General features: G+C 63.1%; 12 protein-coding genes and 1 tRNA gene. 4 read left to right on the top strand and 9 right to left on the bottom strand.

What is annotated here, in order from left to right; all coding sequences use genetic code 11:
* Positions 1-6 precede the first annotated feature (6 nt).
* The 9 genes from mrdA to AB5Z20_RS01030 all read right to left on the bottom strand — a co-directional run bounded on the left by mrdA (position 7) and on the right by AB5Z20_RS01030 (position 10943).
* Positions 7-2076, bottom strand: a complete 2070-nt coding sequence (gene mrdA, locus AB5Z20_RS01070) for a penicillin-binding protein 2 (RefSeq protein WP_368155941.1) — start codon at positions 2074-2076, stop codon at positions 7-9.
* Positions 2077-2089: 13 nt separating this feature from the next.
* Entirely contained in the window at positions 2090-2656 is a 567-nt protein-coding gene (locus AB5Z20_RS01065) for a hypothetical protein (protein WP_368155939.1), read from the bottom strand.
* A gap of 11 nt (positions 2657-2667) precedes the next feature.
* On the bottom strand, positions 2668-3609 hold the full coding sequence (gene mreC / locus AB5Z20_RS01060) for a rod shape-determining protein MreC (protein ID WP_368155937.1): 942 nt from the start codon (positions 3607-3609) through the stop codon (positions 2668-2670).
* 78 nt (positions 3610-3687) lie between these two features.
* Positions 3688-4719 carry a rod shape-determining protein gene (locus AB5Z20_RS01055; protein ID WP_368156060.1) on the bottom strand — a complete coding sequence of 344 codons (1032 nt, stop codon included), beginning with the start codon at positions 4717-4719 and terminating at the stop codon, positions 3688-3690.
* 127 nt (positions 4720-4846) lie between these two features.
* Positions 4847-6142, bottom strand: a complete 1296-nt coding sequence (locus AB5Z20_RS01050; protein WP_368155935.1) for a tetratricopeptide repeat protein — start codon at positions 6140-6142, stop codon at positions 4847-4849.
* Positions 6143-6153: 11 nt separating this feature from the next.
* A complete protein-coding gene (locus AB5Z20_RS01045; RefSeq protein ID WP_055249980.1) occupies positions 6154-6696 on the bottom strand; it encodes a peptidylprolyl isomerase in 543 nt (180 codons plus the stop codon).
* A gap of 105 nt (positions 6697-6801) precedes the next feature.
* Positions 6802-7956: a zinc ribbon domain-containing protein gene (locus AB5Z20_RS01040; protein WP_368155933.1), complete on the bottom strand. Its 1155-nt coding sequence runs from the start codon at positions 7954-7956 to the stop codon at positions 6802-6804.
* 114 nt (positions 7957-8070) lie between these two features.
* Positions 8071-10791 carry an HAD-IC family P-type ATPase gene (locus tag AB5Z20_RS01035; RefSeq protein ID WP_368155931.1) on the bottom strand — a complete coding sequence of 907 codons (2721 nt, stop codon included), beginning with the start codon at positions 10789-10791 and terminating at the stop codon, positions 8071-8073.
* A 75-nt stretch (positions 10792-10866) separates the two neighbouring features.
* Positions 10867-10943, bottom strand: a tRNA-Arg gene (locus AB5Z20_RS01030).
* 204 nt (positions 10944-11147) lie between these two features.
* Here AB5Z20_RS01030 and aroF point away from each other — a divergent pair.
* The 4 genes from aroF to aroA are packed head-to-tail and all read left to right on the top strand — an operon-like array spanning position 11148 to position 15547.
* On the top strand, positions 11148-12173 hold the full coding sequence (gene aroF / locus AB5Z20_RS01025) for a 3-deoxy-7-phosphoheptulonate synthase (protein ID WP_343006995.1): 1026 nt from the start codon (positions 11148-11150) through the stop codon (positions 12171-12173).
* A 3-nt stretch (positions 12174-12176) separates the two neighbouring features.
* Positions 12177-13091, top strand: coding sequence for a prephenate dehydrogenase (locus tag AB5Z20_RS01020; RefSeq protein WP_117635289.1), 915 nt, complete (start codon positions 12177-12179; stop codon positions 13089-13091).
* Positions 13092-13127: 36 nt separating this feature from the next.
* Positions 13128-14234 (top strand): 3-dehydroquinate synthase, encoded by a 1107-nt coding sequence (aroB, locus tag AB5Z20_RS01015; protein WP_368155929.1) that lies wholly within the window; start codon positions 13128-13130, stop codon positions 14232-14234.
* On the top strand, positions 14228-15547 hold the full coding sequence (gene aroA, locus AB5Z20_RS01010) for a 3-phosphoshikimate 1-carboxyvinyltransferase (RefSeq protein WP_368155927.1): 1320 nt from the start codon (positions 14228-14230) through the stop codon (positions 15545-15547). The genes aroB and aroA overlap by 7 nt, the downstream gene beginning before the upstream one ends.
* The last annotated feature ends 1 nt before the right edge of the window (position 15548 follow it).

Raw genomic sequence — 15548 nt, 5'->3', positions numbered from 1 at the left:
AACCTCCTATCGAACCGAGGAATCGCCCGTGGCCGTCGACGTGTCGGGCTCGTCATAAATCGCACCGAGAACATCGCGCACGACGTGCAACGCGGTATCGGAGCCGCCACCGCCCTGCTCCAAGATGGTGGCAATCACGTACTTGGGGTCATCGGCCGGCGCGTAGGCGCAAAACCACGCGTAATCGTCCTCGCCGCTCTTCTCGCCCGTGCCGGACTTGCCGTAGACCGTAGGGGTCAGGGAGTTAAAGTGCGCGGCGGTCGAAGTCGATGCGGAGTAAATCACATCGTGCATGCCGTTGCGAACAAGAGCCAAATCCGAATCGCTGTTGATCTTGGCCTCCAGGCGCTTCTTCTTGCCCTTGCCGTTGTACTTGTAGGCGTCACCGTCGCCATCGCGCGACACCGCCGACAAAAACACATGCGGCACATACTGCTTGCCGCCGTTGGCAATGCCCATATAGGCACAGGCCATCTGCAGCGGTGTCACCAGGATGTCGCCCTGGCCGATGGCAATGTTGGTCATATCGCCGGCATTCCACTTGCGGTCCTCGGCAGATGCGTCGGTAAAGTAAGACTCTTTCCACTCGGCGTCGGGAATACGGCCCATGCCCTCACTCGGCAGGTCGATGCCGCAGGTCTTGCCCAGGCCCCAGCGACGAAAGACCTCCTGCAGGCCCTCGGGGTGCTGGTCGTTGTAGAAAAACGCCTTGCCCATATCGTAGAACACGGGGTCGCAGGAATTGGCGATACCGGACTGCAGCGTCATCGTGCCGTGACCGGAGTGCAGCCAGCAGTATTTTCCCCAAGATTTGCCCAAGCCGGTCCAATATCCCGTGCAGTTGGTCGTTTGACTCGAAGTGTACGTGCCAAACTCAAGGCCCGCCAAGGCCGAGAGCGGCTTAATGGTCGAAGCGGACATGTACTGGCCGCTAATGGCGCGGTTGAGCAGCGGGTGCGAACCCTCGTCGTCGTTGAGCTCGGTCCACACGTCGTTGGAGACGCCGCCGATAAACACCGAAGGATCGAACTTGGGCTCGCTGGCCATGCCCAGAATCTCGCCGTTATTGGGGTCGAGGCACACCACGGCACCGTTGCCGGCGTCGCTGTGGCCTGTGGTCTTAGCGAGCTCAATGGCACTTGCAAGCGCCGTCTCGCAGGCTTGCTGAATCTTGAGGTCGAGCGTGAGCTTAATGTCGGAACCGGCCTTCGCGGGCACGGCGCCGGCCTGACCGGTCACATTGCCCGAGGCATCGACCTTCACCGTCTGCTCGCCGCGAATACCCTGCAGCAAGTTTTCGTAGTAGCTCTCGACGCCCGCCTGGCCCACGATATCGCCCGACTGGTACGTAATCTGACCGGCGGCGCTATCGTTATCGCCCGAAGCCTTCTTGTTCTGTGCCTCGAGCTGCTCGGAGGTAATGGTGCCGGTATAGCCCAAAATGTGACAGGCCGTCTCGCCGTACGGGTACTGGCGCTCGGTGCGCTCGGCAATCTTCACACCCGGGAACTCGCCGGCATGCTCCTTGATATAGGCAACCGTGGAGCGGCGCACGTCCGTTGCGATGGTATGCAGGCTCTGGGCGCCCTCGGAATTGTCCTGAATGTTGCGCAAAACCGCGACGTAGGGCATGCCGAGCACATTCGCGAGGTGATGCACCAGCACGGTGTCATCGGCCAGGTCGCGATAGGCGACAACGGCAAGTGAGGGACGGTTTTGCACAAGTGCCACGCCATTGCGATCAAGGATTCGCCCGCGCACAGCCGGCGTGGTGACGGTACGGGTCTGGTTGCTCTTGGCCTGCTTGTCGTAGTAGTCCGACGAGACCATCTGCATGCCCCACAGCTTGACGGCGAGTGCGGCAAACATTGCGCCCACGCCGGCGGTGAGGATGGAGAAGCGACCCTTGAAGGCGGTCGCGGCGGTATTGCCCTCGCCCTCAGTGGCGCGCGGGGCCGTTCCATGCTGCGTGTCGTAGGTAAAACGGGAATCGCCGCGGCGCATGATGACCAGCGCGACCACAATGGCCACGACAAGCACGATACCGGCGATGATAACCGTCATCTGGGAAGACATCTATGAGCCTCCCCTATTTGAGTTTGCGGGTCTTGGGCTTGAAGCGCATACCCGTCTGATGACCACCGCGTGCGGAGAATCCGTAACCGGACTGCGGCACGACACCGGACATCAAAAACGGAATGGCAACCAGACCCGTCAGGATCGAAGACGGCAGCGCATGGCCAAAAACAGCCACCACAAAGCTCGTCTCCAGACCCATAAACAGCAAGATGATGCTGTAGACCACGTTGATGGCAAGCGCGAAGGCGCCCACGGTAATACCGCGCGCGCTCGGGGAGCCGCCCGTCTGACCGGCCGCGCTGTGCACCAGGGCAAAACTGCCCACTGTCAGCAGTAGCGACATAACGCCCACCGGCACAGCAGCGGAAAGATCATAGAACAGGCCGCTGCAAAAGCCGCAGACGACAGCCCGCGTGGGATCGCCCGAGAACACGCTCAGGCACACCAGGATAATCATAAAGTTGACGCGACCGCCCGCAATGGAGATCTGCGGCGCCAGACCCGCCTGCAACAGCACGCACACAATGGCGGCGATTACAAACATGCGGGAGCTCATCCCCTGCTCGTGTAGATCCATGGACATGCCCCCTATTCGCTCGAGCCGGAATCGGTCGTCTCGGACGTGTCGGAACTGTCATCCGAGCTCTCGTCCTTCGTCTTGGTCGCAGCATCGCGCGACGTTCCCTGCGGCGTGCTATTAGCGGTGCTCACATCCTCATCCGAGGCCGACTGTTCGTCGGTCAGCGAGGTAATGACGAGCACCTCCTCGTTATTCTCTGCCGTGGTCTGGGCGCGCACCACAATGGTGTAGTACACATCGTTGGCCGACTTCTCCACCGAGGAAACGGTGCCGAGCGGCAGGCCCTTGGGGAACACGCCGCCGATGCCAGAGGTCACGATGATGTCGCCCACTTTGACGTCGGAGTCGACGCTCACGTACTCAAGGCGCAGGGTGCCATCGGGCTGGCCCTGCAACATACCCTGGGCGCGCGTGTCCTGCACCATAGCCGACACGCCCGAGTTCTCGTCGCCAATCAGGCGCACGGTAGAGGTCTTGGCCGATACTTCGATAATCTGGCCGATAACACCGGCAGAACTCGTCACGGGCATGTTGATGGTAAGGCCGTCGGCAGAGCCCTTGTCGATGGTAACGGTCGAGGTCCAGGCATCGCCTGAGGCGCCCACGATGCGAGCAGCGGTCGACTTAAGGTTGTAGGTCGATTGGAGCCCAACCAGGCCCTCCAGGCGCTCGGCAGTCTTTTGAGCCTCGGAAAGCTCGGCGACCTTAGAGGTCAGCACCTCGTTTTGCTTCTTGAGGTCGTCGAGCGACTCCTGCGAAGCCGTGAGGTTGGAGAACACGTTGCCGATCGCGTTGAAGGGAGCCGCCACGACCGAGCCCACAAAGCGCACCGGCGAGGTAATCGTCGTCACACCCGAGCGCACGGCATGAATCGGCCCGGCCTCGCCCTCACGGATATAAAAGGTGAGCAGCAACACTGAAACCAGGCTGAAAACAATCAACGGGCGCATACCCGTTGATTGTCGCTTGGTATTCAGATTTGGAGAGAAACCCGAAGATCGTGCCAAATGGAATCCACCTTTTGGAAATTAAGCATTGGTCTGGACGAAACCACCGTCAAAGGCGTTGGCCTCGAGCACGCGGGCGCAGCCGTTTACGACGTTATCGAGCGCCGTGGGGCTGACGTTGACCGAAACGCCGGTCTCGTCGCGCAGGCGCACGTCGAGGCCGCGAAGCAGCGCACCGCCGCCGGTCAGCAGAATGCCATAGTACATAAGGTCCGAGGCAAGATCGGGCGGCGTGGCGTCCAGAGCGTCCTTAACGGCCTTGACCATCTCGTCGAGCGGCTTGTTAAGCGCGCGACGAATCTCCTCGCTCTCGATACGCACGGTCTTGGGCAGGCCCGTGATAACATCGCGGCCGTTGACCTCGACGTCGAGCTCATCCTTGAGCGGCACGGCGGAGCCGACCTTGATCTTGATGTCCTCGGCCGTGCGCTCGCCGATAGCTAGGTTGTAGGCATCGCGAACATGGGTGAGGATCGCTTGGTCGAACTCGTCGCCGGCAATGCGGATGGACTGCGACACGACAATACCGCCCATAGCGATAACGGCAACCTCGGTGGTGCCGCCGCCGATATCGATGACCATGGAGCCCGTGGGCTCCTCGACGGGCAGGTCGGCGCCGATGGCAGCCGCCATAGGCTCCTCGATCAGATAGGCCTGGCGAGCGCCTGCCTGGATCGTGGCCTCAAAGACGGCGCGCTTCTCGACCGACGTGACACCGGAGGGGACGCAGACGACAACGCGCGGACGCGGGGTCCACGGATAGCGCTTCTCGGACGCCTTGTCGATAAAATAGCGAAGCATGGCCTCGGTGACATCGAAGTCGGCGATGACGCCGTCCTTAAGGGGACGAACGGCCACGATGTTGCCGGGCGTACGGCCGAGCATGCGCTTTGCCTCGATGCCGACTGCCAGGATGCGCTCGTCGTTCTTGTCGATAGCGACAACGGAGGGCTCGCGGATGACGATGCCCTTGCCGCGCACGGAGACGAGCGTATTGGCGGTGCCGAGGTCGATGGCAAGATCGCCCGCATAGCTACCGAAGAACATATCCATCAAAGAAAACAACGCAACTCCTGATGTGTTGGATGATTGCTGGAAAACTACTAGCCCATCATACTAGCGCAAGCCCGGCACCTCACTTGCGGTGAAGCGCCGGGCAAAGCCAAATCTCATAAGGTCACTACTGGTTGTCAGCAGCCGAGAAATCGATGTCGAAGGAGGAAACGGCCCAACCGATATGGTTGTCGGAGCGCACGAATTTAACGGTGTACTCCTGCTCGCCGCCCTTGGACAGCGAAGCCTTCACCTTGGCGGTGGTCTCGGTCATGGACTGATCCATACCCTCGATGGAGACGGTGGCGCCCTGCGGGATCGAGGAGATGATCATCGCCTTGGCGTCCTCGGACAAGCTCGAGGCCAGGCAGGACTCGGCCTTGGCGGTATCGCCGTCACCGGCAGCCTGGAACAGGTCGGTGATGACGGACTCCTGCGAGGGGCAGCCCATGCCGCGCGTATAAGCATAGCCAAGACCGCCGGCAGCGATCACGATGAGCAGAAGCATTACCAGGAAGATCTTGAGACCCGTGTGGCGGTGGCGACGACGAACCTTGGCCTGCTTGCGGTCCTGCTGGACCATCTCGGACTCAGACAGCGTAAAGAAGCCAGTGTCAGAGGGGTCGGGCATAAACTGACCGGTCGCGCCCGTGGGATCGAGCGGGTCGACAGCGGGAGCGTCCATCGCGGGAGCCGGGGCCGTGAACATGGCCGTCTGGGCCGAAAGCGCGGCGAGCGAGTCGTGCACGCGGGCAAGCTCGTCAGCCTGCTCGGGCGTGAGCTGGTAGATGCCGTCGGCGGTGGCGGCGTTAAAGGCATCGAGCGCATCGGAGGGACGGCCGGCGGCGGAAAGCGCTTGGCCCATGCCGGCGTTAAGGGCGCGCGTATCGTCGCGCGGACCGGCAAAGTCGATAGCCGTGCGGTAGGTCTCAACGGCGTCCGCGGGGCGGCCGAGCTTGATGAAGCAGCGGCCCAGATCGCCGAGGGCGGCGGCAGGAGCCGGGTTGGCGCCGTCGATGGCAGCCTGACGGAAGGCGGTGCCGGCGTTGGCATAGTCGCCCGACTGGAACAGCGCGTTGCCCAGACCCAGGTAGGCCTTAAACGGTGTGGCGTAGGAAGCGTCCTGGGTGGCTGCAGAGAACGCCTGGGCAGCCGTGGTGTAGTCGCCCACCGCGGCGAGTGCCTTGCCGCGGTTGGTGAGCAGGGCACCGCGCTTGCCATAGGCGCCGTCGTTGAGGGCGGCGGCGTAGGCCTCGGCGGCCTCGGCGTACATGCCCAGATGCATCAGGGCGTTGCCGCGCAGGTGGTCGGCCTCACCCATGATCTCGTTGGGAGTCTTTGCCGCGCCAAGCATCTGGGCGGCAGCGGAAAAATCACCCGCGCGATAAGCGGCGCGGCCCTGTTGGATCAGCTGGCTATTCAAGGAAGTCCCCTTTACTCGTGAACGATCTCGACATGAACGATCTCGTCGCCGGCGCGCAGCTGCGAGATGACGTCGAGGCCCTCGACCGTGGTGCCAAAGACGGTATAGCCGGAGTCGAGGTTGTGCTGGGCACCCAGGCAGAAGTAGAACTGCGAGCCCGCGGAATCGGGATCCATGGAGCGGGCCATGGCAAGCGCGCCGTCAACATGGCTGTTACGCGGATTGGTGGCGAACTCGCCCTTGATGCAGTAGCCGGGGCCGCCGGTGCCGGGCATGCCGTCGGGGCCCTCAAGGCCGGCAGCGACGTCGGCGCCGGACATATCGCGGGTATTGGGGTCGCCGCCCTGGATCACAAAGCCGGGCACATAGCGATGGAACTTAAGGCCGTCATAGAAGCCCATCGTGGAAAGCTCGCAGAAGTTCGCCACATGGATGGGGGCGCCCTCACCGTCAAACTTGACCTTGATGGTGCCCTTCGACGTCTCGATCACCGCGCACTCGTCACCGACGAGCTGGTACTCGGGCGTATAGAGCTCTTTCTTAAAACCAAACATGTGGTTCCTTCCTCGTGCGTTTAAAGCATATTTGTACGAATTGTAGCAATAAGCACGGGCTTACATCAATTGCGCACGCAGGTTATGCAGCCGGAGGGCAACTAATTACGAACGCTGCTGCGGCCTCCATGCGCTCACGTTGGCGTCGTACTGGTTAAGCGCGCTGTTGCCGCCTTGTGCGATGGGCGCCAGGATCTCGCTCTGACGGGCGCTCAGCGACTCGCCGTCGGGAATGGACAGCGAGATATCCCAGCTCTGGCAGATCACGTCGACACGCTCGTACATCCACTGGGCAAGCTGCTTTAGATGATCGATGTCCTCCGCATAGACCGTGTCGTCCTGAACCTTGAGGTTGTTGAGCTCATCCTGGGTCTTTTTAATCTGATCGCGCAGGGCATAGGCGCTCTGCGACAGCTCCTGACGGGTGGAGAGCGGCGTACGCAGATAGCCGTTATTAAACGAATCGATGACCTCGCCGATCTGATCATCGTCGCTGTACGACACGATGGTCTGATACAGGCCGTCGAGCCTGGTGTAGAGCTGGTCGTCGGTTAAGACGGTCTCCTCCTGAACGACCTCGGACGCATCCTCTTGCTTGGGCTCTTTCTCGGTGGCCTCGCCCTTTTGGCGCGACGGGAAGGTGGTCTTGGCGGCCTGGCCAAACTGGTCGTAGAAGCCGGGCATGACGCCCATGGGATCGGCAGTCACAAACCAATACGCACCACCGCACAAGGCGGCGAGCACCGCGATGACGATGAGCGGTTTGGGGATATGGCGCTTGTGCTTGTGATAGGCGTCCTCGTCGGGGTGGACCTTGCGCTTGGGCTTTTGCTTTTTGGGCTGGGCATCATCGCGCAGGGACACCGGCGTGGGGATATCGACCTTGGGGATGCCAAAGTCCTTATCGAAGGCAGGCAGCACGCAGGTCTCGTTGGGGTCGGCTGCGTCGGAGAGCACCGCGGCGGCAGATGCCGGCGCATGGGGCACCTCGGTATCGATCTGTTCCTGCGTCAGGCGCGGAAAGCCGGCCGTACGCCCTGCGGCCAGGTCGGATGCGGCCGCGTCCTCGGAAAGGATGCCAGGCGCGGGGCGACCGCACTTGGGACAGGTACGGTCATGCGGGGACAGACGGGCGCCGCAGCCGTCGCAGAACACGAACTCGGTATGCTCGGGGCCATCGCCCGGACCAACGTATGCGTTGCAATAGGGGCAGAACGAGGCGCCGTCCTCGATGGTCTTTAGGCAATGCGGGCAGATCACGGCATCCTCTTTCCGAAGCAATTCAAACAATTGATGTTAGAGCATAACATCGACACGGCCCCGCAAGCGCAAGGCACCAATTCAACATCGCAGGACATCCCTGAAGGCCGCGAACTACTTTTTCTTCTTGGGCATCGAGACTTTGATGCCCTGGGCCGATTTGGTCACGCGGGAGCGCTTGGCGCCGGCGCTCTTCTTTTTCTTGGGCTGGGTCTGGGCCACGCCCTCGAGTGCGTGTGCCTCGGCCTCGCGAGCAGTGCGGCTCTCACGGCGCTGCGCCATATCGGCGGCAACGCGCTTGGCAAAACGCTCGGCGGTCGATCCCGTCGAGCTCACCTTGCCGCCGCCACGACCCAAGCGAACGCGCACGCCACGGCCAAAGCCGGTGGCCGCATGACGGCGACGGGGCTTAAGCGAGTCCATCATCGTGGCAAGCTTAAAGAACACCGCGCAGGTAAAGACGACGATAACCGCCAAAATGACCATCTGGCCCATCGACAGGTTGGCAATCGACAGCAGCCCCGGGAACCCGATAACGCCCGTCAGGATGCCGGCGACGACAAAGACGAAAAGCACCACGCGCAAGGGCGTGAGCGGCTGCGAGATGCGCCAGATCAGGCTGACACTCGCCGCGCACGACGTGAGCAGGCACATGGTCGAAAGCGTAAGCTGGCTAAAGCCAAATACGCGCGCCACAAAGATATCGAGCGCCGCGGCCAAAATGACCGCAATCGACGCCGGCAGCGCACGCTTAAGCACGTTGGTCAAGAACGACCCCTTCACGCGGGCGTTGTTAGGCTCCAGGCCCAGCACAAAGCCCGGCGCGCCGATGCAGAAGAAGTTGATGAGCGTCATCTGAATGGGCTCGAAGGGATACGGCGGCAGCGCGATGCACAGCGCCGCCAGGCCCATCGAGAAAAGCGTCTTGGTCAGAAAGAGCGCGGCAGAGCGCTGCAGGTTATTGATGGAACGACGGCCCTCGGCCACCACAGCGGGCATCGAGGCAAAGTCGTTATCGACGAGCACGATCTCGGCCACATTGCGCGCGGCATCGGAGCCGGCGGCCATCGCCACGGAGCAGTCGGCCTCCTTGAGCGCCAGCACGTCGTTGACGCCGTCGCCCGTCATGGCCACGGTGTGCCCGCGGCGCTTGAGCGCCTGTACGAGCTCGCGCTTCTGTTGCGGCGTCACACGCCCAAAGACGTGATAGCGGTCCACCGCCGCATCAATCTTGGACGGCGTATCGAGCGTCGTAGCGTCGACGTAGGCATCGGCGCCCGGCACGCCCACCACGCGCGCGATCGACGACACCGTACGCGGGTCGTCGCCGCTGATCACGTTGAGGGTCACGCCCTGCTCGTTAAAGTAGCCGATAGTCTCGGCCGCCGAGGTGCGAATCTCATCGCGAATGGTCACAAAGCCCACGGGCTCGGCCTCGCCCACCATATCGCCGTCGGGCGTAAAGCCGTCCACGCGGGCTACCACAAGCACGCGGCAAGTGTCGGCAAGATCGGCCACACGATTCTCGACCTGCGCAAATGCGCGATCAGAGAGCACAAACTGCGCGGCACCCATCACATAGGAGCCCTGCGCAAACGACGCGCCGCTCCACTTTTTGGACGACGAGAACGGAATGACCGACAGCGGCTCGGACACCTCGACCGGACGATCGGCGTAGTAGTTGAGCAGCGCCTGACAGGTCTCGTTGGCATCCGCCGAGGTCGCACGTGCCACGTTGGCAAGCGCAAAGTCGAGCACCGTGGTCTCGACAGGGACAGCTGCCTCGTCCGAGTCCGCGCCAAAGCCAACACCCTCAACAGGCAGCGGGTAGGTGCCCTCGACCTCCATACGGCCCGAGGTAATGGTGCCCGTCTTGTCCAGGCACAGCACGTCGACGCGCGCGAGCGTCTCGATGCAGTAGAGCTGCTGTGCCAGCACCTTGCGACGCGCCAGGCGCACCGTGGCGATCGCGAGCACCGACGAGGTCAGCAGCACCAGGCCCTGCGGAATCATGCCCAGCAGGGCACCCACCGTGGACAGCAGCGCCGAAGAAGGCACACGACCAGCCAGCAGCTCGGAGAAGCACCAGGAAAGCGCGCTATCACCCGGGGTCCCCGCAGCATCCCACAGCTCGCTCACACTCGAGGCAAAGAGCGCCAGACCAAGCGGAATCATGATAATGCTCGCGAACCGCACGATGGCGTTCAGCGCGTTCATGATCTCGGAATTGACCTTCTTGACGTACTTGGCCTCGTTGTTGATCTTTGCCACGTAGTTATCGGCGCCGACATGGATCACGCGGGCGCGCAGCAGGCCCGAGTCGATAAAGCTGCCGCTCATGAGCTCGGAGCCCGGCTGTTTCTTGATGAGGTCGCTCTCGCCCGTCAGCAGGCTCTCGTTAACGAGCGCCTCACCCGACACTACCACGGCGTCGGCCGGAATCTGGTCACCGCGACCCAGGCGAATGATATCGTCGAGCACGATCTGGTCCAGGTCGAGCTCCACCTCGGCGCCGTCGCGCACCGCGATGGCCTTCTTAGAGGTGAGCAGCGTAAGCTTGTCGACCATCCGCTTGGAACGCATGGACTGAATGACGCCAATTGCCGTGTTCAAGAACACCACGAACAGGAACGTCAGGTTCTTAAACGAACCGGTCAGCAACACCAAAATCGCCAAGACCACGTTGATCAAGTTGAACAGCGTGCAGAGGTTCTCGATGATGAGCTCGCGGACCGACTTGGTCTTGAGCTCCATGTTGCGGTTGATCTTACCGGCGGCGATGCGCTCCTCGACCTCGGCGGTCGAGAGCCCGCGCTCGATATCCGTTGCTGCCATACCACGTCCCATCACGTCGCGTCGGTATAAGAAAACCGCCCGGACCATGCGAGGTTCGGACGGTCTTACGTTCGATGGTGCCCCATGTTGGATTCGAACCAACGGCCTTCTGCTCCGGAGGCAGACGCTCTAATCCCCTGAGCTAATAGGGCGAACGGTAGGCATTATACCCAAGTGCGCCACGGGCTAACAAAATAATAGAAAAAGCTTTGCAATTACGTGGGAGACGCGGCGCGACGGCGCGCTTTAGGCGGCAAAAGCGAGTCAGATAGTATAAACTCTCATGCACCATAGTAATGCGGCTCGCGATGCGGGCCGTTTTTGCAAGGACTATCCATCGAGGTGAGAGGCACACCATGATTGCGATTTTAAAGCAGAGCGCCAGCGACGAGGCCGTAAGCCACATCGTCAGCTGGATCGAGAAAAAAGGACTCAAGACCGACGTCTCGCGCGGCGAGAACGAGACCATCATCGGCCTGGTGGGCGATACGACCAAGATCGACCCGTTCCTGCTCGAGTCCATGGACGTCGTCGAGCGCGTGCAGCGCGTCTCCGAGCCGTTCAAGCGCGCCAACCGCAAGTTCCACCCCGAGGACTCCGTCATCGACTGCGGCCACGGCGTCAAGATCGGCGGCGACCAGTTCCAGGTCATCGCCGGCCCGTGCTCCGTCGAGGGCGAGAACCTCATCCGCATCGCCCGCCGCGTGAAGGCCGCCGGCGCCACGATGCTGCGCGGCGGCGCCTACAAGCCCCGCACCTCCCCGTACGCCTACCAGGGCATGGGCCCCGCCGGCCTGGACCTGCTGTGCGAGGCATCCGCCGAGCTCGACATGCCGATCGTCACCGAGATCATGGACCCGCGCGACGTGCAGGTCTTCCTCGACAAGAAGATCGACGTCATGCAGATTGGCGCTCGCAACGCCCAGAACTTCCCCCTGCTCAAGGAGGTCGGCAAGACCAAGACCCCGGTCCTGCTCAAGCGCGGAATGTCCGGCACCGTCGACGAGCTGCTTATGGCAGCCGAGTACATCATGAGCGAGGGCAACGACAACGTCATCCTGTGCGAGCGCGGCATCCGTACCTTCGAGACCCGCACCCGCAACACATTCGACCTCAACGCCGTGCCGGTGCTGCACCACCTGTCGCACCTGCCCGTCGTCGCCGACCCCAGCCACGCCACCGGTTACACCCGCTATGTTGAGCCCATGGCGCTCGCCGCGACTGCCTGCGGCGCCAACGGTCTGGAGATCGAGGTCCACGACGACCCGAGCCACGCTTGGTCTGACGGCGCTCAGGCACTCACCCCCGACCAGTTCGACGACACCATGCGCCGCATCCGCGCCATCCGCGAGGTCGTCTGCCAAGAGACCGTTCAGGAGTAGCCCATGGGTACGGTGAGAAACGCACGCGTTAACCAGGGTGGCCCCAAGTGCGCCGGTATCGTGGGCCTGGGCCTCATCGGCGGCAGCTTTGCCCGCGGCTATGCGCAGGCGGGCGTCCGCGTGCTGGCCTGGGACCCCGATGACGACGTCATGACGGCCGCCAGTATGGGTACCGTTGCCGGCGAGCTCAACGACGAGACGCTCGGCGAATGCGACATCATCGTCCTGGCATGCTACCCCGAGGCCTGCATCGAGTGGCTCGAGGCGCACGCCCAGGCACTCGCCGACGCCACCGACACCGAGGCCATCATGGGGCCCGTGGTGATCGACACCGTGGGCGTCAAGGGCATCGTGTGCGAGCGCGCCTTTGAGCTTGCCCGCGAGCACGGTTTTTACTTTGTGGGCGCGCACCCCATGGCGGGCACGCAGTTCTCGGGCTACGCGCATTCCCGCGCCGACCTGTTCCAGGACGCACCGCTCGTGCTCGTACCGCCCGCAGTGGACGACGCACTTAAGCTGGAGCTTTTGGGCCAGGTGCGCGAGATGGTACGCCCCTTAGGCTTTGGCAAGTTCAGCGTAACGAGCGCCGCCGAGCACGACCGCGTCATCGCCTTTACAAGCCAGCTCGCGCACGTCGTCTCCAACGCCTATGTTAAGAGCCCGACCGCTCAGGTCCACCACGGCTTTTCGGCCGGCAGCTACCGCGACCTCACCCGCGTGGCGCACCTCAATCCGCAGATGTGGTCCGAGCTCATGATCGACGACGCCGATGCGCTCGCCTTCGAGATTGACCATCTGATCGAATCGCTCGGCGCCTACAGCCGCGCCCTAAAGGACCGCGACCAGCGCTATCTGGAGAACCTCCTCGCCGAGGGCGACCGTATCAAGCGCGCGCTCGACGACGAGGCCTCCCACTAGACCACCCATCACGCCAGGTCGAAAGGACCGAAGCTTATGGCGATTACCATCGATATCGACACCGCACGCCCCTACCAGGTGCATGTGGGCACGTTTTTGCTGGAGCAGGCAGGCCCGCTCGTTCGTGCCACCGCCGGCGGCACCCGCGCCGTCATCGTGACGGACGCCAACGTGGGCCCGCTCTACCAGATGCCCGTTAAGCAGAGCCTGGAGGCCGCAGGCTACGAGGTGAGCATCTGCACCTTCGAGGCCGGCGAGGCCCATAAGCGTGCCGAGACCTACGTTGCCATTTTGGAGTTTGTGGCCGAGCACGAGCTTTCGCGCTCCGACGTGATCGTGGCGCTCGGCGGCGGCGTCGTGGGCGACGTGGCGGGCTTTGTTGCCGCCACCTACATGCGCGGCTGCAAGTTTGTGCAGATTCCCACAAGCCTGCTCGCCATGGTGGATTCGTCGGTCGGCGGCAAAACGGCCATCGACCTGGCAGCCGGCAAGAACCTGGCCGGCGCCTTTTGGCAGCCGAGCGTGGTCATCGCCGACGTGGGGTGCCTGGCGACCCTCACGCACGAACAGTTCGCCGACGGCTGCGGCGAGGTCGTCAAGCACGCCGTGATCGCCGACCCCGAGCTTTTCGCCGAGCTGGAGAAGACCCCGCTCACGCTTGAACTGCTGAACCGCGACGTGGCCCGCGTGGCGCTCATCATCGCCCGCAATATCGACATTAAGCGCGCCGTGGTCGTTGCCGACGAGCGCGAAACCAATCAGCGCAAGCTCCTTAACTTTGGCCACAGCGCCGGGCACGCCGTCGAGGCCTGCGAGCACTTTGAGCTCGGCCACGGCAACTGCGTGTCGATCGGCATGGGCATCATAACGCGTGCCGCGGCCCTGCATGGCGTATGCGATGCCGAGCTGCCCGATCGAATTGAGGAGCTCTGCGCCCGCCACGGCCTCAAGACCCGCTGCGACCTAGATGCCGATGCCGTCTTTGCCGAGGCGCTCCACGACAAAAAGCGCACGGGCGACACCATCGACCTGGTAATTCCGCATGACATTGGCCGTTGCAGCATCGACCGCATGCCGCTTTCCACCTTCCGCGATTTGATTGCCGAGGGCCTCGGCCAGAAGGGAGACGTTTCCGCATGTTAGCCCGCATCACCCCGTCCCCGCTCAAGGGCACCGTTCCCGCCATCGCGTCCAAATCGATGGCGCATCGCCTCATCATCTGCGCCGCGCTTGCCAACGGCGAGACGCACGTTGCCTGCAACACGACCTGCGCCGATATCGACGCCACGGTGCGCTGCCTCACGGCGCTCGGCGCCCGCATCGAGACCGTCGAGGACGGCTTCCAGGTCCACCCCACCATGAAGAGCATTGAATTTGGCCTGCTCAAGGCCCTTGCCGGCGGTACGCTCGACTGCGGTGAGAGCGGCTCCACGCTGCGCTTTATGCTGCCTGTCGCCTGCGCGCTGGGTGCGGAGGCCACCTTCGTGGGCCAGGGCCGCCTGGGCGCCCGCCCACTCTCCCCGCTTTCGGACGAGATCATTGCCACCGGTTGCGACCTGCAGGGCCTGGGCGGTTTTCCGCTCAAGACGAGCGGCCGCATGCGCCCGGGCACCTTTGTGCTTCCGGGCAACGTGAGCTCGCAGTATATCTCCGGCCTGCTGCTGGCGGCCCCGCTGCTGGCCCAACCCTCCTGCGTGCAGGTGACCGGCCTCATCGAGAGCCGACCCTACATCAACCTGACGATCCAGGCCATGAAGGCCTTCGGCGTCGAGGTCAACGTGGAGCGTATTCCGGCCAAGGACGGCCAGCCCGAGGTCACGAACTTCCGCGTGAGCAGCGGCTCGTACCGCACGCCCGGCAGCGTAGCCGTCGAGGGCGACTGGTCCAATGCGGCCTTTTGGCTGTGCGCCGGTGCCATCGGCACCGACCCCATCACCGTCGAGGGCGTGTCGCTGAGCTCCGCACAGGGCGACCGCAACGTGCTCGCCGCGCTTTCGCGCTTTGGCGCCCGCATCGTGCGCTCCACGAACGCCGCCACCGTCCAGTCCGACAAGCTCGCCGGCTTTGAGATGAGCGCCCACGACATTCCGGACCTGGTGCCCGTTATCTCGGCCGTAGCATCGCTGGCTCAGGGCCGCACGTTCATCCGTGACTGTGCACGCCTACGCATCAAGGAATCTGACCGTCTGGTCACCACCACCCGCGAGCTCACCGCGCTGGGCGCGCAGGTGCGCATCGCCGGTGACGACCTCATCATCAAGGGCGTCGATGCCCTTACCGGCGGCGAGGTCGATTCGCACAACGACCACCGCATCACCATGATGGCTGCCATCGCCGCGAGTCGCGCCACCGGCGAGGTCGTGATCCACGGCGCCGAGGCCGTCAACAAGTCCTATCCCGATTTCTTCGACCACTACCGCCTGTTGGGCGGCAAGGTCACGCTCGAGGAGGAATAGC

The sequence above is a fragment of the Collinsella aerofaciens genome, from assembly GCF_040910245.1.
Lineage (GTDB): Bacteria > Actinomycetota > Coriobacteriia > Coriobacteriales > Coriobacteriaceae > Collinsella.
This window is presented reverse-complemented; position numbering and strand designations above follow the sequence as displayed.